The 24,791-nt window shown below is 39.2% G+C and carries 40 protein-coding genes and 1 pseudogene; all 41 read left to right on the forward strand.

The annotated features are described in order from the left end of the window. The first annotated feature begins 60 nt into the window (after nt 1-60). The 41 genes and pseudogenes from WAX74_RS15885 to WAX74_RS16080 all read left to right on the forward strand — a co-directional run bounded on the left by WAX74_RS15885 (nt 61) and on the right by WAX74_RS16080 (nt 24,791). Entirely contained in the window at nt 61-309 is a 249-nt protein-coding gene (locus WAX74_RS15885; protein WP_336498654.1) for a ribosomal L7Ae/L30e/S12e/Gadd45 family protein, read from the forward strand. 99 nt (nt 310-408) lie between these two features. Continuing rightward, nucleotides 409-831, forward strand: a complete 423-nt coding sequence (rpsL, locus tag WAX74_RS15890; protein ID WP_336498655.1) for a 30S ribosomal protein S12 — start codon at nt 409-411, stop codon at nt 829-831. 48 nt (nt 832-879) lie between these two features. Next, nucleotides 880-1,350 (forward strand): 30S ribosomal protein S7, encoded by a 471-nt coding sequence (rpsG, locus tag WAX74_RS15895; RefSeq protein ID WP_336498656.1) that lies wholly within the window; start codon nt 880-882, stop codon nt 1,348-1,350. Nucleotides 1,351-1,401: 51 nt separating this feature from the next. Further along, nucleotides 1,402-3,480, forward strand: a complete 2,079-nt coding sequence (fusA, locus tag WAX74_RS15900; protein WP_336498657.1) for an elongation factor G — start codon at nt 1,402-1,404, stop codon at nt 3,478-3,480. A 116-nt stretch (nt 3,481-3,596) separates the two neighbouring features. Continuing rightward, nucleotides 3,597-4,784 (forward strand): elongation factor Tu, encoded by a 1,188-nt coding sequence (gene tuf / locus WAX74_RS15905; RefSeq protein WP_336498658.1) that lies wholly within the window; start codon nt 3,597-3,599, stop codon nt 4,782-4,784. A 112-nt stretch (nt 4,785-4,896) separates the two neighbouring features. Then, on the forward strand, nt 4,897-5,127 hold the full coding sequence (locus tag WAX74_RS15910) for a response regulator (protein WP_336498659.1): 231 nt from the start codon (nt 4,897-4,899) through the stop codon (nt 5,125-5,127). Nucleotides 5,128-5,318: 191 nt separating this feature from the next. Then, nucleotides 5,319-5,606, forward strand: coding sequence for a hypothetical protein (locus tag WAX74_RS15915; RefSeq protein ID WP_336498660.1), 288 nt, complete (start codon nt 5,319-5,321; stop codon nt 5,604-5,606). After that, nucleotides 5,605-5,793: pseudogene (locus WAX74_RS21055) on the forward strand (hypothetical protein); the annotation flags it as partial. The gene WAX74_RS15915 and the pseudogene WAX74_RS21055, both read left to right, overlap by 2 nt. Before the next feature lie 135 nt (nt 5,794-5,928). Continuing rightward, entirely contained in the window at nt 5,929-7,245 is a 1,317-nt protein-coding gene (locus WAX74_RS15920; RefSeq protein ID WP_336498661.1) for a Na+/H+ antiporter family protein, read from the forward strand. Between the two features lie 351 nt (nt 7,246-7,596). Continuing rightward, on the forward strand, nt 7,597-7,905 hold the full coding sequence (gene rpsJ, locus WAX74_RS15925; RefSeq protein WP_004233624.1) for a 30S ribosomal protein S10: 309 nt from the start codon (nt 7,597-7,599) through the stop codon (nt 7,903-7,905). A 45-nt stretch (nt 7,906-7,950) separates the two neighbouring features. Beyond that, entirely contained in the window at nt 7,951-8,580 is a 630-nt protein-coding gene (gene rplC / locus WAX74_RS15930) for a 50S ribosomal protein L3 (protein ID WP_053591317.1), read from the forward strand. Nucleotides 8,581-8,605: 25 nt separating this feature from the next. Beyond that, nucleotides 8,606-9,229, forward strand: a complete 624-nt coding sequence (rplD, locus tag WAX74_RS15935) for a 50S ribosomal protein L4 (protein ID WP_053591318.1) — start codon at nt 8,606-8,608, stop codon at nt 9,227-9,229. Next, nucleotides 9,229-9,513, forward strand: a complete 285-nt coding sequence (gene rplW, locus WAX74_RS15940; protein ID WP_336498662.1) for a 50S ribosomal protein L23 — start codon at nt 9,229-9,231, stop codon at nt 9,511-9,513. The genes rplD and rplW overlap by 1 nt, the downstream gene beginning before the upstream one ends. A 42-nt stretch (nt 9,514-9,555) precedes the next feature. Then, nucleotides 9,556-10,386 carry a 50S ribosomal protein L2 gene (rplB, locus tag WAX74_RS15945; RefSeq protein WP_336498663.1) on the forward strand — a complete coding sequence of 277 codons (831 nt, stop codon included), beginning with the start codon at nt 9,556-9,558 and terminating at the stop codon, nt 10,384-10,386. Nucleotides 10,387-10,446: 60 nt separating this feature from the next. Continuing rightward, nucleotides 10,447-10,725, forward strand: a complete 279-nt coding sequence (rpsS, locus tag WAX74_RS15950; protein ID WP_090567829.1) for a 30S ribosomal protein S19 — start codon at nt 10,447-10,449, stop codon at nt 10,723-10,725. 20 nt (nt 10,726-10,745) lie between these two features. Further along, the gene (rplV, locus tag WAX74_RS15955; RefSeq protein WP_053591322.1) at nt 10,746-11,090 is read left to right on the forward strand and encodes a 50S ribosomal protein L22; all 345 of its coding nucleotides are present in this window, start codon (nt 10,746-10,748) and stop codon (nt 11,088-11,090) included. 3 nt (nt 11,091-11,093) lie between these two features. Then, nucleotides 11,094-11,750: a 30S ribosomal protein S3 gene (gene rpsC / locus WAX74_RS15960; RefSeq protein ID WP_053591323.1), complete on the forward strand. Its 657-nt coding sequence runs from the start codon at nt 11,094-11,096 to the stop codon at nt 11,748-11,750. Between the two features lies 1 nt (nt 11,751). Then, nucleotides 11,752-12,186: a 50S ribosomal protein L16 gene (gene rplP, locus WAX74_RS15965; protein WP_336498664.1), complete on the forward strand. Its 435-nt coding sequence runs from the start codon at nt 11,752-11,754 to the stop codon at nt 12,184-12,186. Further along, a complete protein-coding gene (gene rpmC / locus WAX74_RS15970) occupies nt 12,176-12,376 on the forward strand; it encodes a 50S ribosomal protein L29 (protein ID WP_053591325.1) in 201 nt (66 codons plus the stop codon). Before rplP ends, rpmC begins: the two co-directional genes overlap by 11 nt. A gap of 18 nt (nt 12,377-12,394) precedes the next feature. Then, entirely contained in the window at nt 12,395-12,658 is a 264-nt protein-coding gene (gene rpsQ, locus WAX74_RS15975; protein WP_336498665.1) for a 30S ribosomal protein S17, read from the forward strand. Between the two features lie 44 nt (nt 12,659-12,702). Then, on the forward strand, nt 12,703-13,071 hold the full coding sequence (gene rplN, locus WAX74_RS15980; RefSeq protein ID WP_053591327.1) for a 50S ribosomal protein L14: 369 nt from the start codon (nt 12,703-12,705) through the stop codon (nt 13,069-13,071). A gap of 36 nt (nt 13,072-13,107) precedes the next feature. Then, a complete protein-coding gene (gene rplX / locus WAX74_RS15985) occupies nt 13,108-13,416 on the forward strand; it encodes a 50S ribosomal protein L24 (protein ID WP_336498666.1) in 309 nt (102 codons plus the stop codon). Between the two features lie 23 nt (nt 13,417-13,439). After that, a complete protein-coding gene (gene rplE, locus WAX74_RS15990; RefSeq protein WP_336498667.1) occupies nt 13,440-13,979 on the forward strand; it encodes a 50S ribosomal protein L5 in 540 nt (179 codons plus the stop codon). An 18-nt stretch (nt 13,980-13,997) separates the two neighbouring features. Beyond that, on the forward strand, nt 13,998-14,183 hold the full coding sequence (rpsN, locus tag WAX74_RS15995; protein WP_053591330.1) for a 30S ribosomal protein S14: 186 nt from the start codon (nt 13,998-14,000) through the stop codon (nt 14,181-14,183). 29 nt (nt 14,184-14,212) lie between these two features. Next, complete coding sequence (rpsH, locus tag WAX74_RS16000; protein WP_053591331.1) at nt 14,213-14,611, forward strand: 30S ribosomal protein S8; 399 nt, start codon at nt 14,213-14,215, stop codon at nt 14,609-14,611. Nucleotides 14,612-14,641: 30 nt separating this feature from the next. Continuing rightward, a complete protein-coding gene (gene rplF / locus WAX74_RS16005) occupies nt 14,642-15,181 on the forward strand; it encodes a 50S ribosomal protein L6 (RefSeq protein ID WP_336498668.1) in 540 nt (179 codons plus the stop codon). Nucleotides 15,182-15,211: 30 nt separating this feature from the next. After that, nucleotides 15,212-15,571, forward strand: coding sequence for a 50S ribosomal protein L18 (gene rplR, locus WAX74_RS16010; protein WP_336498669.1), 360 nt, complete (start codon nt 15,212-15,214; stop codon nt 15,569-15,571). A gap of 21 nt (nt 15,572-15,592) precedes the next feature. Next, entirely contained in the window at nt 15,593-16,093 is a 501-nt protein-coding gene (gene rpsE / locus WAX74_RS16015; protein WP_336498670.1) for a 30S ribosomal protein S5, read from the forward strand. Between the two features lie 15 nt (nt 16,094-16,108). After that, complete coding sequence (gene rpmD / locus WAX74_RS16020; RefSeq protein ID WP_336498671.1) at nt 16,109-16,291, forward strand: 50S ribosomal protein L30; 183 nt, start codon at nt 16,109-16,111, stop codon at nt 16,289-16,291. 32 nt (nt 16,292-16,323) lie between these two features. Further along, on the forward strand, nt 16,324-16,764 hold the full coding sequence (gene rplO / locus WAX74_RS16025) for a 50S ribosomal protein L15 (RefSeq protein WP_053591336.1): 441 nt from the start codon (nt 16,324-16,326) through the stop codon (nt 16,762-16,764). After that, nucleotides 16,764-18,056, forward strand: coding sequence for a preprotein translocase subunit SecY (secY, locus tag WAX74_RS16030; RefSeq protein ID WP_336498672.1), 1,293 nt, complete (start codon nt 16,764-16,766; stop codon nt 18,054-18,056). Before rplO ends, secY begins: the two co-directional genes overlap by 1 nt. Nucleotides 18,057-18,123: 67 nt before the next feature. Beyond that, nucleotides 18,124-18,777: an adenylate kinase gene (locus WAX74_RS16035; RefSeq protein WP_336498673.1), complete on the forward strand. Its 654-nt coding sequence runs from the start codon at nt 18,124-18,126 to the stop codon at nt 18,775-18,777. A gap of 455 nt (nt 18,778-19,232) precedes the next feature. Then, the gene (gene infA / locus WAX74_RS16040; protein ID WP_016429904.1) at nt 19,233-19,451 is read left to right on the forward strand and encodes a translation initiation factor IF-1; all 219 of its coding nucleotides are present in this window, start codon (nt 19,233-19,235) and stop codon (nt 19,449-19,451) included. Between the two features lie 38 nt (nt 19,452-19,489). After that, complete coding sequence (gene rpmJ, locus WAX74_RS16045) at nt 19,490-19,603, forward strand: 50S ribosomal protein L36 (RefSeq protein WP_003247619.1); 114 nt, start codon at nt 19,490-19,492, stop codon at nt 19,601-19,603. Between the two features lie 23 nt (nt 19,604-19,626). Continuing rightward, on the forward strand, nt 19,627-19,992 hold the full coding sequence (rpsM, locus tag WAX74_RS16050; RefSeq protein WP_336498674.1) for a 30S ribosomal protein S13: 366 nt from the start codon (nt 19,627-19,629) through the stop codon (nt 19,990-19,992). A 25-nt stretch (nt 19,993-20,017) separates the two neighbouring features. Further along, nucleotides 20,018-20,407, forward strand: coding sequence for a 30S ribosomal protein S11 (rpsK, locus tag WAX74_RS16055; protein WP_053591340.1), 390 nt, complete (start codon nt 20,018-20,020; stop codon nt 20,405-20,407). A gap of 138 nt (nt 20,408-20,545) precedes the next feature. Beyond that, nucleotides 20,546-21,490, forward strand: coding sequence for a DNA-directed RNA polymerase subunit alpha (locus WAX74_RS16060; protein WP_336498675.1), 945 nt, complete (start codon nt 20,546-20,548; stop codon nt 21,488-21,490). Nucleotides 21,491-21,542: 52 nt separating this feature from the next. Beyond that, nucleotides 21,543-21,923, forward strand: a complete 381-nt coding sequence (rplQ, locus tag WAX74_RS16065) for a 50S ribosomal protein L17 (protein ID WP_336498676.1) — start codon at nt 21,543-21,545, stop codon at nt 21,921-21,923. Nucleotides 21,924-22,300: 377 nt separating this feature from the next. Beyond that, entirely contained in the window at nt 22,301-23,149 is an 849-nt protein-coding gene (locus tag WAX74_RS16070; RefSeq protein ID WP_336498677.1) for an energy-coupling factor ABC transporter ATP-binding protein, read from the forward strand. Continuing rightward, nucleotides 23,125-23,994: an energy-coupling factor ABC transporter ATP-binding protein gene (locus WAX74_RS16075; RefSeq protein WP_336498678.1), complete on the forward strand. Its 870-nt coding sequence runs from the start codon at nt 23,125-23,127 to the stop codon at nt 23,992-23,994. The genes WAX74_RS16070 and WAX74_RS16075 overlap by 25 nt, the downstream gene beginning before the upstream one ends. After that, entirely contained in the window at nt 23,994-24,791 is a 798-nt protein-coding gene (locus tag WAX74_RS16080; RefSeq protein ID WP_336498679.1) for an energy-coupling factor transporter transmembrane component T family protein, read from the forward strand. Before WAX74_RS16075 ends, WAX74_RS16080 begins: the two co-directional genes overlap by 1 nt.

Raw genomic sequence — 24,791 nt, forward strand, 5'->3', positions numbered from 1 at the left:
TGAATGATAATATATTTAAGGTTGATAGTTATCTGACTTGTAGCTTTGGAGGATATGAAAATGTCTTATGAAAAAGTGAAGCAAGCAAAAAAAACAATCATTGGTACAAAGCAAACAGTAAAAGCAATGAAAAAAGGGCTTGTCAAAGAAGTTTATATTGCACGAGATGTAGAGGACAGAATTATTGCTCTTGCGGAGTCGACAGCAAAAGATAACAATATTCCTTTCTATTATGTCGAGTCTAAAGTAGATCTTGGTAAAGCTTGTGGATTGCGTATAAACGCATCTGTCGTAGCTATTACTGTGTAACAGTTTTTGTGTAAAACACAAAGACTTTTGTTTTTACCCAAAAAATGAACCACCTGGATGTGTGGAATTAACAAGAACAAATGAAGGGAGGAATAATCGATGCCTACAATTAACCAATTGGTACGTAAGCCTCGTAAATCCATTATCACGAAATCTAAGTCTCCAGCATTAGGTAAAGGCTATAACAGCTTTAAAAAATCAGCTACAAATCTTAACTCACCACAAAAACGTGGGGTTTGTACTCGTGTTGGTACTATGACGCCGAAAAAACCAAACTCAGCACTTCGTAAATATGCGCGTGTACGTTTAACAAATACGTTAGAGGTTACTGCTTATATTCCAGGAGAAGGACACAACCTACAAGAACATAGTGTTGTACTTATCCGCGGAGGACGTGTAAAAGACTTACCAGGGGTACGTTATCATATCGTACGTGGTGCTCTTGATACAGCTGGAGTTAGTGGTCGTATGCAAAGCCGTTCTTTATACGGTGCAAAACGCCCGAAAGAAAAGAAAAACTAATTTAGAACTTAATTAATAAATAGACATTCGTCGAAAGGAGGAAAACACATGCCTCGTAAAGGTCCTGTTTCCAAACGTGACGTGTTACCAGATCCAATTTATAATTCAAAGCTAGTAACTCGTTTAATCAACAAAATGATGATTGATGGTAAAAGAGGTACTTCTCAAAAAATTCTATACGGAGCGTTTGAACTTGTAAAAGAACGTTCTGGTAAAGATGCTTTAGAAGTATTCGAAGCTGCACTAAACAATGTAATGCCTGTTCTTGAAGTACGTGCTCGTCGTGTTGGTGGTGCAAACTACCAAGTACCAGTTGAAGTACGTCCTGATCGTCGTTCAACACTAGGTCTTCGCTACTTAGTAAACTATTCACGTCTTCGTGGAGAAAAAACGATGGAAGAACGTTTAGCTAACGAAATTCTTGATGCATCTAACAACACTGGTGCTTCTGTTAAGAAACGTGAAGATATGCACAAAATGGCTGAAGCTAACAAAGCATTTGCACACTATCGTTGGTAAGATTTATTTAAAAATCATACTCTAATCCGAAATTGGAAGGAGAAATACAATATGGCTAGAGAGTTCTCCTTAGAAAAAACACGTAATATCGGTATCATGGCTCACATCGATGCTGGTAAAACGACTACTACGGAGCGTATTCTTTATTACACTGGTAAAATCCACAAAATTGGTGAAACGCATGAAGGTGCATCACAAATGGACTGGATGGAGCAAGAACAAGAACGTGGTATTACAATCACTTCTGCTGCAACGACAGCTGCTTGGGACAACCACCGTGTAAACATTATCGATACACCAGGACACGTAGACTTCACAGTTGAAGTTGAACGTTCTCTTCGTGTTCTTGATGGTGCGGTTACAGTACTAGATGCTCAATCTGGTGTAGAACCACAAACTGAAACAGTATGGCGCCAAGCTACAACTTACGGCGTACCACGTATTGTATTTGTTAACAAAATGGATAAAACGGGAGCAGATTTCCTATATTCTGTAGGAACTCTTCATGACCGTTTACAAGCTAACGCTCATCCAATCCAGTTACCAATTGGTTCTGAAGATGAATTTAGTGGAATTATCGATTTAGTAACAATGAAGGCTACTGTGTATGGTAATGATTTAGGAACTGATATCCAAGAAGTAGAAATTCCAGAAGAATATAAAGCTCAAGCTGAAGAGTACCGTGAAAAATTAGTTGAAGCGGTTGCTGAACTTGATGAAGATCTTATGGAAAAATATCTTGGTGGAGAAGAAATTACGAACGAAGAATTAGTTTCAGGTATCCGTAAAGGTACTCTAAACGTAGAATTCTATCCAGTAGTATGTGGTACTGCATTTAAAAACAAAGGTGTTCAAAAAGTTCTTGACGCTGTTGTTGCATACCTACCATCACCACTAGATATTCCACCTATGAAAGGTATCGATCCTGATTCTGAAGAGGAAATAGAACGTCATTCTGATGATTCAGAGCCATTCTCTGCATTAGCATTTAAAGTAATGACTGACCCTTATGTTGGTAAACTAACATTCTTCCGTGTATATTCTGGTACACTTCAATCAGGTTCATATGTGCAAAACTCTACAAAAGGTAAGCGTGAGCGTGTAGGACGTATTCTACAAATGCATGCTAACTCTCGTGAAGAGATCTCTCAAGTATACTCTGGAGACATCGCTGCAGCTGTAGGTTTAAAAGATACAACTACTGGTGATACACTATGTGATGAAAAAGCTCTAGTAATTCTAGAATCTATGGAATTCCCAGAACCAGTTATCTCACTTTCTGTTGAACCAAAAACAAAAGCAGACCAAGATAAAATGGGTCAAGCTTTACAAAAACTTTCTGAAGAAGATCCAACATTCCGCGTGCATACTGATCAAGAAACTGGTCAGGTTATCATCGCAGGTATGGGTGAACTTCACCTTGATATTTTAGTTGACCGTATGCGTCGTGAATTTAAAGTTGAAGCTAACGTAGGTGCTCCTCAAGTATCTTATCGTGAAACTTTCCGCAATTCCGCACAAGTTGAAGGTAAATTTGTACGTCAATCTGGTGGTCGTGGACAATTCGGACACGTTTGGATTGAGTTCTCTCCAAACGAAGAAGGAAAAGGCTTTGAATTTGAAAACGCAATCGTTGGTGGGGTAGTTCCACGTGAATATATTCCAGCTGTTGAAGCAGGTCTTCGTGACTCGCTTGACAATGGGGTACTTGCAGGTTTCCCATTAATCGATATTAAAGCTAAACTATACGACGGATCATATCATGATGTTGACTCGAATGAGATGGCATTTAAAATCGCGGCGTCTATGGCATTGAAAAATGCTGTATCTAAAGTAAACCCAGTACTTCTTGAGCCAATCATGAAGGTAGAAGTTGTTATTCCTGAAGAATATTTAGGAGACATCATGGGTGATATCACGTCTCGTCGTGGTCGCGTTGAAGGTATGGACGCTCGTGGTAACGCACAAGTAGTACGTGCAATGGTTCCACTTGCTGAAATGTTCGGATATGCAACGTCTTTACGTTCTAATACGCAAGGACGTGGAGTATTCTCAATGGTGTTCGATCACTATGAAGATGTTCCAAAATCAATTTCTGAAGAAATTATTAAAAAACATAAAGGTGAATAATTGAATTTTCACCAATATTAAAGTATAACTAAATTATAGTGTATGAAAGATAAGGGGCTACTTGTCCCTTGCTTTTATCATAAAAAATCAAACAATCACTGAGGAGGCAATCTCTAATGGCTAAAGAAAAATTTGACCGTTCCAAAACGCATGCTAACATCGGTACAATCGGACACGTTGACCATGGTAAAACAACTCTAACTGCTGCTATCGCAACAGTTCTTTCTAAAAAAATGGGTGGTACAGCTAAATCATACGCTGATATCGACAACGCACCTGAAGAAAAAGAACGCGGTATCACAATCAATACTTCTCACGTAGAATATGAAACTGAAACTCGTCACTACGCTCACGTAGACTGCCCAGGACATGCTGACTATGTTAAAAACATGATCACAGGTGCAGCTCAAATGGACGGCGGTATTTTAGTAGTATCTGCTGCTGATGGCCCAATGCCACAAACTCGTGAGCATATCCTTCTTTCACGTCAAGTAGGTGTTCCTTATCTAGTTGTATTCATGAACAAATGTGATATGGTAGACGACGAAGAACTTCTTGAATTAGTTGAAATGGAAATTCGTGACCTTCTTTCTGAATACGATTTCCCAGGCGACGACATTCCAGTAATCAAAGGTTCTGCTCTTAAAGCTCTTGAAGGCGAAGCAGAATGGGAAGAAAAAATCGTTGAATTAATGGACGCTGTAGATAGCTATATCCCAACTCCAGAACGTCAAACTGACAAACCATTCATGATGCCAGTTGAGGATGTATTCTCTATCACTGGTCGTGGAACAGTTGCTACTGGACGTGTAGAACGTGGTCAAGTTAAAATTGGTGACGTTGTAGACATTATCGGTATTACTGAAGAAGCAAAATCAACTACTGTAACAGGTGTTGAAATGTTCCGTAAACTTCTTGACTATGCAGAAGCTGGTGACAACATCGGTGCTCTACTTCGTGGGGTTGCTCGTGAAGACATCCAACGTGGTCAAGTATTAGCTAAACCAGGTTCAATTACACCACACACAGACTTCAAAGCTGAAGTTTATGTTCTTTCAAAAGAAGAGGGTGGACGTCATACTCCATTCTTCTCAAACTACCGCCCACAGTTCTACTTCCGTACAACTGACGTAACAGGCGTTTGTAACTTACCAGAAGGCGTAGAAATGGTTATGCCTGGAGACAACATCGAAATGACAGTTTCTTTGATCTCTCCTATCGCTCTTGAAGAAGGTACAAAATTCTCTATCCGTGAGGGTGGACGTACTGTAGGCGCTGGCGTAGTTGCTACAATTACTAAATAATTTATAAATTACAAGCTAAAATCCATCTCGTGACGACGAGATGGATTTTTTTTGTGCAAAAAATAGTGTAACTATTTATAGGGGGGTGCTTCCAATTAGTACAAGCATATTGTTGGTAGAAGATGATCAGTCCATTTTTGATTTGGTAAGAGATCGCTTTATACAATGGTCTTTTGATGTAATTGGACCTGAAGACTTCCAAAAAATAATACATACATTTATAGAAGAAAAACCGCAATTAGTTATTATAGATATACAATTGCCTGCTTTTGATGGCTTCCATTGGTATAGAGAAATTCGTCAGGACAACCATTTGAGGAGAATTAGAGGAAAAGGATATTAGTTATATCGAAACATCGATAGAGCTCTTAGATGTAGAGGTAGATACTTCGGATTTATATGTGAGTGATATACCATCTGGCTTAAGTATTATGACAAAGTCCATAATGCGGGTAACTAAGCTAAGTGATGCCCAAATATGATAACTGATCTTAAGTTAGAAGAAGGAGAAGGTTACGTTACAGGTTTAGCAATATGTTGTCTGAAATAGTAAAAATAGAAGGAAACAGACCGGTACAGCATACTTCTGCTAATGGGGAAGTTCCTATCATTATAAAAGATATTATTGAAGAGTCCATACTTGCCTATTATTTGATCGGAGGTGGTATGACGATTATTGTTACCGACGAACAATTTGAAAAATTATCAAAGGATATCTTAATCCAACAGCAATCATACTGGACAAAAACAAGTGGGTATCGGTTTAGTAGACCGTTCGGAATTAGAAGAAACTCAAACTATATATTTAGAAACTACGAATGACTTCGGGATCCCACTAGTTATTGGTCTAGCGCATAGTTACTTTGCGGTGAAATCCGGTTGGATGTTTTTTGGTACAGAGTTAGTAGCACCACTGTTAATCACTATGAGTTTCTATGTAGTTTTATATTCAGTCTTTGCATTCCTTTCCATTGGTTATTACAGAAAAGTAGTAAATGAGGCACTTTAAGGAACATTTAAGAACTTTATATGAACAGAACCCCCTTTGTACTTATTGCAAAGGGGGTTTCGCATTGACATTCGAGAAGAAAAATATTAAACTTTATCAAGTTAGTAATCTAGTGTGTGAAAGTGAGTGTTAAATATGAATGCTGTATTAGTTGCAGTAGGAGTAATGTTAATATTGAGTTTACTTCGAATAAATGTTGTATTCTCGTTAATTATAGGGGCACTTATAGGGGGTCTTACAGCCGGCCTATCAGTCGCAGAAACAATTGAGGCATTTACGGGTGGTTTAGGCGCAGGAGCGACTATTGCGCTAAGCTACGCATTATTAGGGGGCTTTGCAATTGCTATTTCGAGAACAGGTATACCGGAATTACTCGTAGGGGTTATATTAAAGCTAGTGAAAAGAAAAGGAGATTCTCAAAAAGTAGGATTAGCCAAAGTATTAGTGTTTTTATTGTTACTTATGATGGCTATTTTTTCACAAAACTTAATCCCCATCCATATCGCTTTTATACCTTTGTTGGTACCACCAATTTTAAAAATTTTAAATATGTTACAAGTAGATCGTCGATTAATTGCATGTATTTTAGCATTTGGTTTAATCACACCTTATATGTTCCTTCCGTATGGATTTGGCGCAATCTACCAGCAAATTGTAGCAACACAAATGGGATTGTCTGGTCTAGAGATAGCACTTGATGATATTCCAACAGCTATGGCAGTACCAGCATTAGGAATGGTTTTTGGATTAATAGCAGCTTTTGTCTTATTTCGTAAGCCGAGAACTTATAAGCAAGAGGATGTTGAAGTTGAAGAGCTTGAGGTTAATGTGAAGAAAAGTAGTATAGTCTTTACAATTATCTCATTAATCGCGGCGCTTTACGTTCAAATCGAAACAGATTCCATGATTGCAGGTGCTCTAGCAGGTATAACTGTTCTATATATAAGTGGAGCTCTTAAATGGAAAGAAGCCGATCAATTGTTAACTGAAGGAATGCGTATGATGGCGTTTGTAGGGTTTGTAATGATTACTGCAAACGGATTTGCAGCAGTGATAACTGCCACTGGTCACGTAGAATCATTAGTTGAGGCATCCGCAGATTTACTCGCAGGTAATGTAAGTTTGGCGGTATTAATCATGTTGATTATAGGATTAATCGTAACGATTGGAATCGGCTCCTCATTTGCTACCATTCCAATCATAGCTGCTATTTTTGTGCCACTATCATTAGAACTAGGATTAAGTCCATTAGCGACCATTGCTTTGATTGGAACAGCAGGAGCATTGGGTGACGCAGGATCACCAGCTTCCGATTCAACGCTCGGACCAACTGCAGGTTTAAGTGTAGATGGACAGCATAATCATATTTGGGATACATGTGTACCTACATTTATTTGTTACAACATACCGTTAGTTCTCTTTGGATGGATTGCGGTTGTGTTTGTTCTATAATTAAGTATGGCAAGGACGCTCATTTAGAAGAGCGTCCTTTATATATAGTAGAAAAGTATGGATAAATAATTAATTTGACGTTTCATTTGAAATAATAGCGATAGTTTTGTATACTGGAATACGGCTCAATAAAGCTGTTTTAAAAGTTAAGAGAAATAATATATCAACATTTAAAAAGAATTTCGTAAAAACACTTGCGGAATTATTTTATTTTGTATATAATGTTGAATGTTGGTCTTTGACTGCGATGAAGCGAGAGGTTACCGACACACCCGGCCGCTTTGCCATGGCGAGTGTACGGAAAATTTTCGTGGAGAATGTCTAGAAAATAGGCGAGAAGGAGGGAAAATAATGGCAAAACAAAAAATTCGTATCCGTTTGAAAGCGTATGATCACAGAATCCTTGATCAATCTGCTGAGAAAATTGTGGAAACTGCTAAACGTTCAGGTGCAAGTGTATCAGGTCCGATTCCACTTCCGACTGAGAAGTCTGTGTACACAATTCTTCGTGCTGTTCATAAGTATAAAGATTCTCGTGAACAATTCGAAATGCGTACGCATAAACGTCTGATCGATATCGTTAACCCAACACCACAAACTGTTGATGCGTTAATGAAGCTTGACTTACCATCTGGCGTTGATATTGAAATCAAACTTTAATGGTAAAAAAATAAAAACAATTAATTATTATAGGAGGTGTGACGGATGACCAAAGGAATCTTAGGTAGAAAAATCGGTATGACGCAAGTATTTGCTGAGAACGGTGACTTAATCCCTGTAACTGTTATTGAAGCTACTCCAAACGTAGTACTTCAGAAGAAAACAGTTGAAACAGACGGTTACGAAGCAATTCAGTTAGGTTTTGAAGATAAGAGAGAAAAGCTTTCTAATAAACCTGCGAAAGGGCACGTAGCTAAAGCGAGCACTGCTCCTAAGCGCTTCATCCGCGAATTCCGCGGCTTGGATACAGCTAATTACGAAGTTGGTCAAGAAGTCAACGTTGAAAGTTTCGCAGAAGGCGATGTAATTGATGTAACAGGTGTTACTAAAGGTAAAGGTTTCCAAGGTGTTATTAAACGTCATGGACAATCACGTGGACCAATGGCTCACGGATCTCGTTACCACCGTCGTCCGGGTTCAATGGGGCCAGTTGCTCCGAACCGCGTATTTAAACAAAAGAAATTACCTGGTCAAATGGGTGGGCATGTAGTTACAATTCAAAACTTACAAATCGTAAGAGTTGATGCAGAACGTAACTTACTACTTGTTAAAGGTAATGTTCCTGGTTCTCGTAAATCATTAGTAGTTGTAAAAGCTGCTATTAAATCGAAATAATCTCTGAAGAAAGGAGGAAACAGGAATGGCAAAAGTATCTTTATTCAATCAAGCAGGATCTTCTGTTGGCGAAATCGAGTTAAACGATAAAGTTTTCGGTATTGAGCCAAACGAGTCTGTTTTATTTGAAGCTATCATTGCTCAACGCGCTTCACTTCGTCAAGGTAATCACAAAGTGAAAAACCGTTCTGAAGTAGCTGGTGGTGGCCGTAAACCTTGGAAACAAAAAGGAACTGGTCGTGCTCGTCAAGGTTCAATTCGCTCTCCACAATGGCGTGGCGGTGGTATTGTATTTGGTCCGACTCCACGTAGTTACAGCTATAAATTACCTAAGAAAGTACGTCGTCTAGCTCTTCTTTCAGCTCTTTCATCTAAAGTGAACGAAGAAAGCATCGTAGTACTTGAAGGTTTAGCGTTTGATGCACCAAAAACAAAAGAATTTGTGAAAGTGTTATCTAACCTTTCCATCGATAAAAAAGCGTTATTCGTAACTGCTGATTTAGATGAAAACGTAGCGTTAGCAGCACGTAACATCCCTGGTATCACAGTTGTGTCTGCAACAGGCATTAACGTTTTAGATTTAGTTGGTCACGAAAAATTAGTGATGACTAAAGCTGCAGTAGAAAAAGTAGAGGAGGTGCTTGGTTAATGGAAGCACGTGATATTATTAAACGTCCGGTCATTACCGAGCGTTCTTCTGAAATAATGGCAGATAAGAAGTACACTTTTGAAGTGGACACTCGCGCTAACAAAACACAAGTTAAATATGCTGTTGAAGAAATCTTTGGAGTAGATGTTGAAAAAGTAAACATCATGAACTACAAAGGTAAATTCAAACGTGTAGGTAAATTCGGTGGTTATACAAACAAACGCCGTAAAGCGATTGTTACCTTAACTGCTGATAGCAAAGAAATCGAGTTATTCGAAATTTAATCCTTATTAAAGGAATTTAATACTCAAGAAGGAGGGAAAAAAATGGCGATTAAAAAGTATAAACCAACGACAAACGGACGTCGTAACATGACAACGTTAGATTACGCTGAAATCACAACTGACAAACCTGAGAAATCACTTCTTGCTCCTGTGAAGCGTAAAGGCGGCCGTAACAACCAAGGTAAAATTACTGTTCGTCATCATGGTGGTGGACACAAACGCCAATACCGTGTCATCGATTTCAAACGAAACAAAGATGGCATTCCAGGACGCGTTGCCACTATTGAATATGATCCAAACCGCTCTGCGAATATCGCATTGATTAATTATGCTGATGGGGAAAAACGTTACATCCTAGCTCCTAAAGGCTTAGAAGTTGGAATGACAATCGTGTCAGGTCCAGAAGCTGATATTAAAGTAGGAAACGCTCTTCCATTACAAAACATTCCAATGGGTTCTACTATCCATAACATTGAAATGAAACCTGGTAAAGGTGGTCAGTTAGTTCGTTCTGCTGGTACATCTGCTCAATTACTTGGTAAAGAAGGTAAATACGTAATCGTACGTTTACAATCTGGTGAGGTTCGTTTAATCCTAGGTGTTTGCCGTGCAACTATTGGTGAAGTAGGAAATGAACAACACGAACTTGTGAACATTGGTAAAGCTGGTCGTAATCGTTGGTTAGGTAACCGCCCAACTGTACGTGGATCAGTAATGAACCCTAACGATCACCCACACGGTGGTGGTGAAGGACGTACGCCAATCGGTCGTAAGTCACCTATGTCTCCATGGGGTAAACCAACTCTTGGATACAAAACTCGTAGCAAGAAAAACAAATCCGACAAACTTATCATTCGTCGTCGTAAAAAATAAAGTGGTTTTACTACGGTTCAAAGATAGAACCGTGGTGCAATCACGGAGGGAGGTTCCAGCATGGGTCGTAGCTTGAAAAAAGGACCTTTTGCAGATGATCATCTATTAAAAAAGGTCGATGCACAAAAGGACTCTGAGAAAAAACAAGTGATTAAGACTTGGTCTCGCCGTTCTACAATTTTCCCTACTTTCATCGGATTAACGATCGCAGTATATGACGGACGTAAACATGTCCCTGTATACGTTACTGAAGATATGGTAGGTCATAAACTAGGCGAGTTTGCACCAACACGCGCTTATAAAAGTCATGGTGCAGATGATAAGAAAACAAGACGCTAATTTGAGAGGAGGTCATTCAAATGTCACAAGCAAAAGCTATTGCTAAAACAGTGCGCATTGCTCCTCGTAAAGTAAGATTAGTCGTAGATTTAATCAGAGGTAAGCAAGTCGGTGAAGCAGTTGCAATTTTACAACTTACTCCTAAAGCAGCATCACCTGTTGTTGAGAAAGTATTAAAATCTGCTATCGCTAACGCTGAGCACAATTATGATTTAGATGTTAACAACTTAGTTGTTTCTGAAGTCTTCGTTGACGAAGGTCCAACACTAAAACGTTTCCGTCCACGTGCTATGGGTCGTGCAAGTGCTATTAACAAACGTACAAGCCACATCACAGTAGTGGTATCTGAGAAGAAGGAGGGATAATTCGTGGGTCAAAAAGTACATCCAATAGGATTACGAGTAGGTATTATTCGTGACTGGGAGTCAAAATGGTACGCTGGTAAAGACTATGCAACTCTACTACACGAAGATTTAAAAATTCGTAAGTACATTGAAACTCGTTTGAAAGATGCATCAGTTTCTACAGTAGAAATTGAACGCGCTGCAAAACGTGTTAACATTACAATTCACACTGCGAAACCAGGAATGGTAATCGGTAAAGGTGGTACTGAAGTTGAAGCACTTCGTAAACACTTAAACGATACTACTGGCAAGCGTGTACACATCAACATCGTAGAAATTAAAAGAGCAGACTTAGATGCTAAATTAGTAGCAGAAAGCATCGCGCGTCAATTAGAAAGCCGCGTATCTTTCCGTCGCGCTCAAAAACAAGCAATTCAACGCACAATGCGTGCAGGCGCTAAAGGTATTAAAACTCAAGTATCTGGACGTCTTGGCGGCGCTGACATCGCGCGTGCTGAACACTATAGTGAAGGTACTGTACCACTTCATACATTACGTGCTGACATTGATTATGCACATGCTGAAGCTGACACAACTTATGGTAAGCTAGGCGTAAAAGTATGGATCTATCGTGGTGAAGTCCTTCCAGTGAAGAAGAACTCTGAGGAAGGAGGCAAATAATATGTTAATGCCTAAACGCGTTAAATATCGTCGTGAACACCGCGGAAAAATGCGTGGTGAAGCAAAAGGCGGTAAAGAAGTTTCATTCGGTGAATTCGGTCTACAAGCTACAGAAGCTAGCTGGATCACAAGCCGTCAAATTGAATCAGCTCGTATTGCAATGACACGTTACATGAAACGTGGCGGTAAAGTTTGGATTAAAATTTTCCCACATAAACCTTACACGAAAAAGCCTCTAGAGGTTCGTATGGGTTCCGGTAAAGGTGCTCCGGAAGGTTGGGTTGCAGTTGTAAAACCAGGAAAAGTTATGTTTGAAATTGCTGGTGTATCTGAAGAGATCGCTCGTGAAGCACTTCGACTAGCAGCACATAAGCTTCCTGTTAAATGTAAAGTAGTTAAACGTCAAGAAATTGGTGGTGAATCTAATGAAAGCTAATGACATCCGTGAACTTACCACTGCAGAAATCGAACAAAAAGTGAAATCACTGAAAGAAGAGCTTTTCAACCTTCGCTTCCAATTGGCGACTGGTCAATTAGAAAACACAGCTCGCATTCGTGAAGTACGTAAAGCGATTGCGCGTATGAAAACTGTGATTCGCGAAAGAGAAATCAGTGCAAACAACTGATAAAGGAGGTTTTCAGGCATGACTGAGCGCAATCAACGCAAAGTATACACTGGCCGTGTAGTTTCTGATAAAATGGATAAAACAATTACTGTTTTAGTTGAAACTCATAAAAAGCATAAATTGTACGGTAAACGTGTTAAGTATTCTAAGAAATTTAAAGCACATGATGAGCAAAACGAAGCCCAAATCGGCGATATCGTTCGCATCATGGAAACTCGTCCGCTATCTGCTACAAAACGTTTCCGTCTAGTAGAAGTTTTAGAAAAAGCGGTTATTATCTAATAATGAATTTCGGAACTAATTAATTCCGAAGGGAGGTTACCTAAGTGATCCAACAAGAAACTCGTATGAAAGTTGCTGACAACTCAGGTGCACGTGAAGTTTTAACTATTAAAGTACTTGGTGGTACTGGACGTAAAACTGCTAACATCGGCGATATCGTCGTATGTACAGTTAAGAAAGCAACACCAGGTGGCGTTGTCAAGAAAGGTGACGTCGTTAAAGCTGTTATCGTTCGCACAAAAAGCGGCGTACGCCGTAAAGATGGTACTTATATCAAATTTGATGAAAATGCTTGCGTAATTATCAAAGACGATAAAGGGCCACGTGGAACTCGTATTTTTGGACCTGTTGCTCGTGAATTACGCGATAGCAACTTCATGAAGATCGTATCTTTAGCTCCAGAAGTTCTTTAATTTACATGAAAGTGCCAATCAAGGAGGTGCGACAGAATGCATGTTAAAAAAGGCGACAAAGTAAAGGTTATCTCAGGAAAAGACAAAGGGAAAACAGGTGTTATCCTAACTGCTTATCCTAAGAAAGACCGTGTGTTAGTTGAAGGTGTAAACATCATCAAAAAACATATGAAGCCAAACCAAGCTAATCCGCAAGGAGGAATTGTTAGTCAAGAGGCTGCAATTCACGTATCGAATGTTATGTTAATCGACCCTAAAACTGGCGAGCCGACTCGCGTAGGTTATAAAGTAGAAGATGGCAAAAAAGTTCGTGTTGCGAAAAAATCTGGTGAAATTATTAAATAAGTAAAAAGAAGGGAGGTACACACATGAACCGCCTAAAAGAAAAATATCTTAAGGAAGTTTCTCCTGCTCTTATGAGCAAGTTTGAATATAACTCAGTAATGCAAGTACCTAAAGTTGATAAAATTGTTATCAATATGGGTGTGGGCGATGCTGTTTCTAACACAAAAGCACTTGATGCTGCTGTAGAAGAACTACAAATCATCGCAGGTCAAAAACCTGTAATTACGAAAGCTAAAAAATCGATCGCTGGATTCCGTCTTCGTGAAGGAATGCCAATCGGTGCAAAAGTTACTCTACGTGGTGAACGTATGTATGACTTTTTGGATAAATTAATCTCTATCTCTCTTCCACGTGTACGTGACTTCCGTGGTGTTTCTAAAAAAGCATTTGACGGTCGCGGTAACTACACTCTTGGAGTTAAAGAGCAATTAATCTTCCCTGAAATCGATTATGATAAAGTTTCGAAAGTACGCGGTATGGACATCGTAATTGTAACAACTGCGAACTCTGACGAAGAAGCTCGTGAGTTATTAACACAATTCGGCATGCCATTCCAAAAGTAAAATAAGGGAGGCGAAAACGTGGCTAAAAAATCAATGATCGTTAAACAACAACGTACGCCAAAGTTCAAAGTGCAAGAATACACACGCTGTGAGCGTTGTGGACGTCCGCACTCTGTATATCGTAAATTTAAGCTTTGCCGTATTTGTTTCCGTGAACTTGCATACAAGGGACAAATTCCTGGCGTTAAAAAAGCAAGCTGGTAAACCCCTATACTGGGAAGGAGGTAAATGTAATGACAATGTCAGATCCAATTGCAGATATGCTTACACGCATTCGTAATGCTAACATGGTTCGTCACGAGAAATTAGAAGTTCCTGCTTCAAACATGAAAAAGGAAATCGCTGAAATTTTAAAACGCGAAGGTTTCGTTCGTGATGTTGAATATGTAGAAGATAGCAAACAAGGAATCATCCGCATCTTCTTAAAATATGGTCAAAACGACGAACGCGTTATTACTGGTTTGAAACGTATTTCAAAACCTGGTCTACGCGTTTACGCTAAAACAAACGAAGTGCCTAAAGTACTAAACGGTTTAGGAATTGCTTTAGTTTCTACTTCAAATGGTTTATTAACAGATAAAGAAGCTCGCGCTAAACAAGTTGGCGGAGAAATCGTAGCTTACGTTTGGTAATAATCAACAAACGAATGGAGGTGCAACAAAATGTCTCGAGTAGGTAAAAAACCAATAGAGGTTCCTGCAGGTGTTACTGTAACTATTAATGAAGATAATACAGTAGTAGTAAAAGGGCCAAAAGGTGAATTAACAACATCTTTTAACCAAGATATTAAAATTGAGCAAGAAGGTACTGTAATTACTTTAGTACGTCCTTCAGAATCTAAAGAACATCGTACAATTCATGGAACAACTCGTGCTTTATTAGCAAACATGGTCACTGGTGTTTCTGCAGGATTTGAACGTGGACTTGAATTAGTTGGGGTAGGTTACCGTGCACAACTACAAGGTAAGAAACTTGTACTTAATGTAGGGTACTCACATCCAGTTGAGTTCACTCCTGAAGATGGAATTGAAGTTGAAGTTCCTTCTAATACAAAAATTATCGTTCGCGGTATTAACAAAGAACGCGTTGGTGCATTAGCATCTAACATTCGTGCTGTTCGTCCACCAGAGCCTTACAAAGGTAAAGGTATTCGTTATGTAGGCGAAGTTGTACGCCGCAAAGAAGGTAAAACAGGTAAATAATGCATCTCGCATTAGAAAGGAGTGACCACTGTGATTACGAAACAAGACAAAAATCAAGTTCGTAAAAAACGTCATGCACGTGTTCGTACAAAAATCACGGGTACTACTGAACGTCCGCGTTTAAATGTATTCCGTTCTAACAAACATATTTACGCGCAACTGATCGATGATTCAAAAGGTTTGACAATTGTGAGCGCGTCTACTATGGATAATGACTTTGATGGAACAGCTGGAAATGTTGAAGCTGCTAAATCAATTGGTGAAATCATTGCAAAACGCGCTGTTGAAAAAAACATCAAATCTGTTGTTTTCGACCGTGGCGGTTACTTATATCATGGACGTGTTAAAGCGTTAGCTGAAGCTGCACGTGAAAACGGCTTAGAATTTTAAGAAGAAGGAGGGACATATTTCATGCGTGGTATTGACCCAAACAAACTTGAACTTGAAGAACGCGTAGTTACGATTAACCGTGTTGCTAAAGTTGTAAAAGGTGGACGTCGTTTCCGTTTTACTGCATTAGTAGTTGTCGGTGACAAGAATGGACATGTAGGATTTGGTACTGGTAAAGCTCAAGAGGTTCCAGATGCAATCCGTAAAGCGGTTGAAGATGCTAAGAAAAATTTAGTAGAAGTGCCAAGAGTTGGCGGAACAACTCCTCACCAAGTAATTGGACGCTTTGGAGCTGGTTCTATTCTAGTTAAACCTGCTGCACCTGGTACAGGAGTTATTGCTGGTGGACCGGTTCGTGCGGTACTAGAATTAGCTGGTATCACTGATATTCTATCTAAATCACTTGGATCTAACACACCAATCAACATGGTTCGTGCTACAGTAGAAGGATTAACTCAACTAAAACGCGCTGAGGACGTTGCTAAATTGCGTGGTAAATCAGTAGAAGAACTATTAGGATAAGGGGGGGAAATTACAATGGCAACTAAATTAGAAATTACCCTTACTAAAAGCCTGATTGGTACTAAACCAAATCAACGTAAAGTAGCCGAAGCTCTGGGACTACGTAAAATGCACCAAACAGTTGAGCACCAAGACAATGCCGCTATCCGCGGAATGGTTGAAAAAGTAGCTCACTTAGTGACTTTGAAAGAAATTTAAGGTTTAATTTAAGAATAAGGAGGTGCCACCATATGAAACTACATGAGTTAAAACCATCAGAAGGATCACGTTCTACACGCAATCGCGTAGGTCGTGGTATCGGTTCTGGTAATGGTAAAACTGCAGGTAAAGGTCATAAAGGTCAAAACGCTCGTTCGGGCGGTGGGGTTCGTCCAGGATTTGAGGGCGGTCAAAACCCATTATTCCGTCGTTTACCAAAACGTGGATTCACGAACATTAATCGTAAAGAGTTTGCAATTGTGAACCTTGACACATTAAATCGTTTCGAAGAAGGCACAGAAGTAACACCTGCTCTATTAATCGAAACAGGTGTTGTGAGCAGTGAGAAGTCTGGTATTAAGATTCTTGGTAATGGATCACTTGACAAAAAGTTAACTGTAAAAGCTCACAAATTCTCTGCGTCAGCTAAAGAAGCAATTGAGAACGCTGGCGGACAAACTGAGGTGGTTTAATGTTTCAGACAATCTCCAACTTTATGCGTGTGAGAGATATTCGAAATAAAATCATTTTTACTTTATTGATGTTAATCGTCTTCCGTATTGGTACATTTGTTCCAGTACCGAATGTCGATGCAAATGTTTTAAAACAAACAGATCAATTAGGTTTGATCGGATTTTTAAATACATTTGGTGGTGGAGCCCTTGCTAATTTCTCTATTTTAGCAATGGGAATCATGCCATACATCACAGCTTCCATCATTGTTCAATTGTTACAAATGGATGTTGTACCAAAGTTTACAGAGTGGTCGAAACAAGGGGAAGTCGGAAGACGTAAGCTTGCTCAGTTCACTCGTTACTTCACAATTGTCCTAGCTTTTATTCAAGCAATTGCTATGTCTTATGGATTCAACCGTATGTATAGTGGTTCTTTAATAAAGGACGAAGGCATCATGACATATCTTGTTATTGCAATTGTGTTAACTGCAGGAACTGCATTCTTAATGTGGTTGGGTGAGCAGATTACAGCAAAAGGTGTTGGTAATGGTATTTCAATCATTATCTTCGCTGGTATCGCTGCTGCAATTCCGAATGCAGTAAACCAATTATATGCACAACAAATTGTTGATGCTGGAGATGCACTATTTATCAATATAATCGTTATGATTCTACTTTTATTGGCAGTGATCGCAGTTACAGTTGGGGTAATTTATGTAACACAAGCGTTACGTAAAATTCCGATTCAGTATGCGAAACGTGTTGCTGGTACTGCTCAAACGGGTGGTCAACAAACGCACTTACCTTTAAAAGTAAATGCTGCGGGAGTAATTCCAGTAATCTTTGCATCAGCTTTCCTTATGGCACCACAATCTATTGTTTTATTTTTTGGTCAAAATAAGGTCACTGATTTCATATCTAATGCATTGGATTACACGCAACCAATTGGTATGATGATTTACATTGCTCTAATCGTTGCGTTCTCTTACTTCTATGCATTCATTCAAGTGAATCCGGAGAATGTAGCTGACAATTTGAAAAAGCAAGGTGCGTATATTCCAGGTATTCGTCCAGGAATTAACACACAAAATTATTTGACTAGCGTATTATATCGATTAACATTTGTAGGTTCGATTTTCCTAGCGATAATCGCGATTATGCCTCTATTGTTTGTTAAATTTGCGGGACTTCCGCAATCAGCACAAATTGGCGGAACAAGCTTACTAATCGTTGTAGGTGTTGCACTTGAAACGATGAAACAGCTAGAATCACAATTAGTTAAGCGTCATTATAAAGGCTTTATGAAATAATGTTGGTTTTTAGGAACGACTGAGTTCCTAAAAATCTACAAAATAGTCCTGAGGGGGGCATTTCCGTATGAATATCGTTTTAATGGGTCTGCCGGGTGCTGGTAAAGGTACTCAAGCAGATAAAATTGTTGAGAAGTACGCAATCCCTCATATTTCTACAGGCGATATGTTTCGCGCAGCAATTAAAGATGGCACGGAACTAGGCTTAAAAGCAAAATCGTTTATGGATCAAGGTGCGCTAGTACCTGATGAAGTAACGATTGGTATTGTCCGTGAAAGATTGAGTAAACCAGATTGTGAAAAAGGATTCTTACTTGATGGTTTCCCAAGAACAGTACCTCAAGCAGAAGCACTTGATGCTTTACTTGCGGATCTTGGAAAATCGATTGAGCATGTGCTCAACATTCAAGTTGAAAAAGAAGAATTGATTAAACGTCTAACTGGCCGTCGCATTTGTAAAGAGTGTGGCACAGCTTACCATTTAGTCTTTAACCCTCCTGCTAACGAAGGAGTTTGTGACAAAGATGGTGGGGAGCTTTATCAAAGAGCGGATGACAATCCCGAAACGGTTACTAACCGTCTGGAAGTAAATATGAAGCAAACTCAACCTTTGCTTGATTTTTATGGCAACAAAGGTGTTTTAACAAATTTAGATGGACAGCAAGAAATTTCAAAAGTTTTTGCTGATCTTGATGCTCTGTTACAGGGCAACCGCATTTAATAGCCCGGTGCCTGTCTCAGATTGACTGAATAACCGGGCATTATGCAAAGAACGAAATGTTTTTTTCGAGAGCTGCAAAAGCATATTGCGCCCGGTATACGAACTTAAGGAAAGAAGTGTAACAAAAACGAGGGCCCCCTAGTCCACGTGCATTTCCGATACTTAAGGGGTATAATGGGTTTCGTGGAAGCATCTATGTAACGAACGGGTACTATGGAACTCATCCAACACTTTCGTACGAATATGTTGACATGAGGGAGACAGGTTTCTACCAGTCAGTCTACGCCGTGGATTGCTACAAGCGAAACCTTACGAGTGTCTTTCGAACATCTCTCATGATTTCCAAACATATGCTAAAAACGAATAGTTTCGTTCCATTAGAGGCTATACTAACAGCAAATTACGTTTGAGTTTTGATGAGAACCTGATTTGTATATAGAAGGGAGACAGGGTTGATGGCGAAAGATGATGTAATTGAAGTCGAAGGAACAGTTGTTGAGACTTTGCCAAACGCGATGTTTAAGGTAGAATTAGAAAACGGTCATACAATACTTGCGCATGTATCGGGTAAAATTCGTATGCACTTTATCCGCATTTTACCTGGAGATAAAGTCACAATTGAACTATCTCCTTACGATTTAACTCGCGGTCGTATTACGTACCGTTTTAAATAATCTTTTGCACTCCGGACTACTAAGGAGGTTAGGTTAAGATGAAAGTGAGACCATCTGTAAAACCGATCTGCGAAAAATGTAAGGTAATTCGCCGACGCGGTAAAGTAATGGTAATCTGTGAAAATCCTAAACACAAACAAAGACAAGGCTAATAAGAAGGAGGTGCACGACACATATGGCACGTATTGCTGGTGTTGACATTCCACGCGACAAACGCGTTGTTATTTCATTAACATACATTTACGGAATTGGTAAGACTACTTCACAAAAAGTGTTGGCTGGAGCTGGTATTTCTGAGGAGACTCGTGTACGCGATCTTACAGAAGATGAGCTAAACAAAATCCGTGAACAAATCGGTGTATACAAAGTAGAAGGTGACCTTCGTCGTGAAGTATCACTAAACATTAAACGTTTGATGGAAATCGGATCTTTCCGTGGTATCCGTCACCGTCGCGGCTTACCTGTACGCGGACAAAATACGAAGAACAATGCTCGTACTCGTAAAGGTCCACGTAAAACAGTTGCGAACAAGAAAAAATAATCGGTAAAGGAGGTTTCTTCTTAACATGGCACGTAAACAACAAACACGTAAGCGTCGTGTGAAAAAGAATATCGAATCCGGTATTGCTCACATCCGCTCTACATTTAATAATACAATTGTTACAATCACAGACATGCAAGGTAATGCACTTTCTTGGTCAAGTGCTGGAGCGCTTGGATTTAGAGGTTCTCGTAAATCTACTCCATTTGCTGCACAAATGGCTGCAGAAACAGCTGCAAAAACTTCCATGGAACATGGTTTGAAAACATTAGAAGTAACTGTTAAAGGCCCAGGTGCTGGTCGTGAAGCGGCTATCCGTGCACTTCAAGCTGCAGGTCTAGAAGTTACAGCTATTAAAGACGTAACACCAGTACCACATAACGGTTGCCGTCCACCAAAACGTCGTCGCGTGTAATAATAGGTGAAACTCGTTGTTTGAGAACATCATTTATTGTACAGACTGAGGTTGTGCAAACAGCAATCAGTTAAACGATCGAATTCATATGATGGAAAGAACCTATACATTCGATGTTTTGAGGGAGGGTAAATTGGAATGATCGAAATTGAAAAACCAAAGATTGAAAGTGTAGAAATCAGCGAAAATGCCAAATTTGGTAAATTTGTTGTAGAACCGTTAGAACGTGGCTATGGAAATACTTTGGGGAATTCTTTACGTCGTATCCTTCTGTCTTCTTTACCAGGAGCTGCAGTTACTTCTATTCAAATAGATGGCGTTTTACATGAGTTTTCAACTATTGAAGGCGTAGTGGAAGATGTTGCATCTATTATTATGAATGTTAAGAAACTAGCTTTGAAAATCTACTCTGACGAAGAAAAAGTCATTGAGATTGATGTAAAAGGAGAAGGAACGGTTACAGCTGCTGACATTACACATGACAGTGACGTTGAGATATTGAATCCTGATCTCTATATTGCAACTATCGGCAAAAATGGTCATTTCCGCATGCGTATGTATGCAGGTCGAGGCCGTGGCTACACTCCTGCTGATCAAAACAAACGTGAGGATCTTCCTATCGGCGTAATCCCGATCGACTCTATTTATACTCCAGTTTCACGCGTTAATTTTCAAGTGGAAAATACTCGTGTTGGCCAATTGTCAAACTACGATAAATTAACTCTTGATGTGTGGACAGATGGCAGCACCGGTCCAAAAGAGGCGATTTCGCTTGGAGCAAAAATTTTAACAGAGCACTTGAATATTTTTGTAGGGATGACAAACGAGGCACAAACTGCTGAAATCATGGTTGAAAAAGAAGAAGATCAAAAAGAGAAAGTATTAGAGATGACTATTGAAGAACTTGATCTTTCTGTTCGTTCTTATAACTGCTTAAAACGAGCTGGTATTAATACAGTACTTGAGCTTGCTAACAAGTCAGAAGACGATATGATGAAAGTAAGAAACCTTGGACGTAAATCTCTAGAAGAAGTAAGAGCGAAGTTAGATGAGCTTGGCTTAGGATTACGTAAAGAAGACTAAGCGATTTTGATATAGCTAGATTTGAATTATTCACCAAAGGAGGGAAACATCCATGGGTTACAGAAAACTTGGACGTACAAGTTCTCAACGTAAAGCGATGTTACGTGACTTAACAACTGACCTAATTATTCATGAGCGTCTTCAAACTACTGAAGCACGTGCAAAAGAATTACGTTCTGTTGTTGAAAAAATGATCACTTTAGGTAAACGCGGAGATTTACACGCACGTCGTCAAGCAGCTGCTTACATTCGTCGTGAAGTAGCAACTTCTACTGATGAAGAAGGTAATGAAACAACAGTTTTTGCTTTGCAAAAATTATTTGATGATGTAGCGCCACGCTATGCAGACCGTCAAGGCGGTTATACTCGTATTATGAAAGCTGGACCTCGTCGCGGAGACGGTGCGCCTGTAGTAGTAATTGAGTTAGTTTAATTTTCAGGCGTTTGCACGTACTGTAAAATTAATTTAATGCCCCTAGGCGAATTTGATTAATATTAAAAGTTGAAGAGGGTAATTGGTGTTCCTACCACCCTCTTCTTTTTTCAAACATATTTATTAGATTTATACGACAATATAAAAGCTGAGTGTTATGATGAGCGGACTTTTAATCTGATTCAACTGAATCTTGTTATAGAAAGTAGCGACTCGTCTAGCTCTACGCACCTCATTTTCCTAATTGGTCTTGAGCAGCCAATTAAGAAACCGTTATAGAAGAGCGCATTTCTCAAAATGAGGTGCGCGCTTTTTTATTTTATCGTAGAATGGTTACATGAACTTAGACAGCAGAGTTGAGCTAGAGGAGGTAAAGGATGAAAAACGAAATAATTTCTTTACAAGAAGTAACTTTTACATATATAGCAGAAGATGAAAAAATTCGACCAGCAGTTAATAACGTTTCTTACACAATCCGTGCAGGTGAGTGGGTGGCAATAGTGGGTCATAACGGATCCGGTAAGTCGACGATTGCAAGATTAATGAATGGTCTTCTATTTCCTCAGAAGGGAAAAGTACGTATTTTTGGGGAAGAACTGAACGAACAGAATCTATGGGAAACTCGTTCACAAATGGGTATGGTTTTTCAAAATCCGGATAATCAATTCGTTGGAGCCACAGTACAGGATGATGTAGCATTTGCATTAGAAAATAACGGAATCCCTTTTGAGGAAATGGTAGAACGAGTAGAAGAGTCATTAGTTAAAGTGAAAATGAAGGATTTTATGAATAGTGAGCCTCATCATTTATCAGGAGGACAAAAACAGCGTGTCGCGATAGCAGGAGCAATAGCACTAAAGCCAAAAATCTTATTGCTGGATGAAGCTACTTCCATGCTTGATCCCCAAGGGAGAGAAGAGGTTCTCACTACTGTACGCCAGCTAAAAGAAGAAACCGATTTAACGGTTATCTCCATTACTCATGATTTAGAAGAAGCATTACTTGCGGATAGAGTCATTATGATGAATAATGGTGAAAAATATGCAGAGGGTACGCCAGAAGAGATATTCCAAAAAGGACAGGAACTAGTAGATCTAGGACTAGATTTGCCATTTACAATGAATATATCTCGGTTATTGCGTACGCAAGGAATTCCACTAATGGCAGACCATATGACAGAAGAAGAGTTGGTGAATGATTTATGGACATCATACTTCAACAAGTAAGCTATGCTTATGCAAAAAATACACCTTTTGAAAAACGAGCATTATATGATGTAGACCTGCATATACCTTCTGGTAGCTACCAAGCAATCATTGGGCACACTGGATCAGGCAAATCAACTGTTTTGCAGCATTTAAATGCATTGCTCAAGCCTACGGAAGGGTCTATTAAAATTGGTGATGTTGAAGTAAAACCGGAGAAGAAAAACAAACAACTAAGACAAGTTAGACAAAAAGTAGGGATTGTTTTTCAATTTCCAGAACATCAACTATTTGATGAAACGGTACTTAAAGATATTATGTTTGGTCCGATGAATTTTGGAGTCTCTGAAGAGGAAGCAAAAAAACGTGCAATTGAATTAGTAAAGTTGCTAGGACTGCCTGAAGATGTATTAGAGAAATCACCTTTTGATCTATCAGGGGGACAGATGCGTCGAGTGGCAATCGCTGGGGTACTTGCGATGAACCCAGAAGTTCTGGTACTAGATGAGCCAACAGCTGGATTAGATCCAAGGGGACGCAAAGAAATAATGGAATTATTTTATCGACTTCATAAAGAAAAAGGTTTGACCACAGTTTTAGTAACACATAGCATGGAGGATGCAGCGAGATATGCTGATCGTATAGCTATCATGCATAATGGCAAGTGTGTCTTAGAAGGAACACCAAATGAGATTTTTAACAATGAAGAGCGTTTAACAGATTATCGCTTGGAATTACCACAAAGTGTTAAGTTTCAAAAAAAGATAGAGAAGATGACAGGCAAAAAACTGTCTACTATATGCCTAACTGAAGAATCCTTGGCAGAAGAACTTACGAACCTTATCAAAAAGGAGCGTGAGTCATAATGCTTGAGAAAATGATATTTGGTCGCTATATACCAGGGGATTCTTTTATACATCGATTAGATGCTCGGGCTAAATTAATCTTTGTCTTTTTATTTATTGCAATTGTTTTTATCGCTAATAACTGGATTACATATGGTATTTTGCTTGTGTTTACATTTTTAATAATCCGTATGTCCAAGATTCGACTTTATTTTTTAATAAATGGCTTGAAGCCAGTTGTAATTCTAATTATTTTCACGTTTTTATTACATTTAATATTTACGCGTGAAGGCGACATCATATTTCAATGGAAGTTCATATCTATTTATGAGGAAGGTTTAAGACAAGGGATATTTATTTCGATACGTTTTTTCGTATTAGTAATATTGACGTCCATTCTAACGCTTACTACGACCCCTATATCGATTACAGATGCATTAGAGACACTATTGAACCCTTTAAAGAAATGGAAGCTCCCAGTGCATGAATTAGCGCTAATGATGTCAATCTCGCTAAGATTCATCCCAACTTTAATGGATGAAACAGATAAAATTATGAAAGCACAGATGGCACGAGGATCTGATATGACGACAGGAAGTATGAAGGAAAGAATGAATGCGGTTGTTCCACTTCTCATACCGTTATTCGTGAGTGCTTTTAAACGTGCAGAAGACTTAGCAACTGCAATGGAAGTACGAGGATATAAGGGTGGAGAAGGAAGAACAAGATATCGTAAGTTAGAATGGGAGACACGAGATACGATTAGTATACTTTCGCTTGTTGTATTAGCGGGGATTCTTGTTTATTTTAGAAGTTAG

The organism is Psychrobacillus mangrovi, assembly GCF_037104765.1.
Taxonomy (GTDB): Bacteria; Bacillota; Bacilli; order Bacillales_A; family Planococcaceae; genus Psychrobacillus; species Psychrobacillus mangrovi.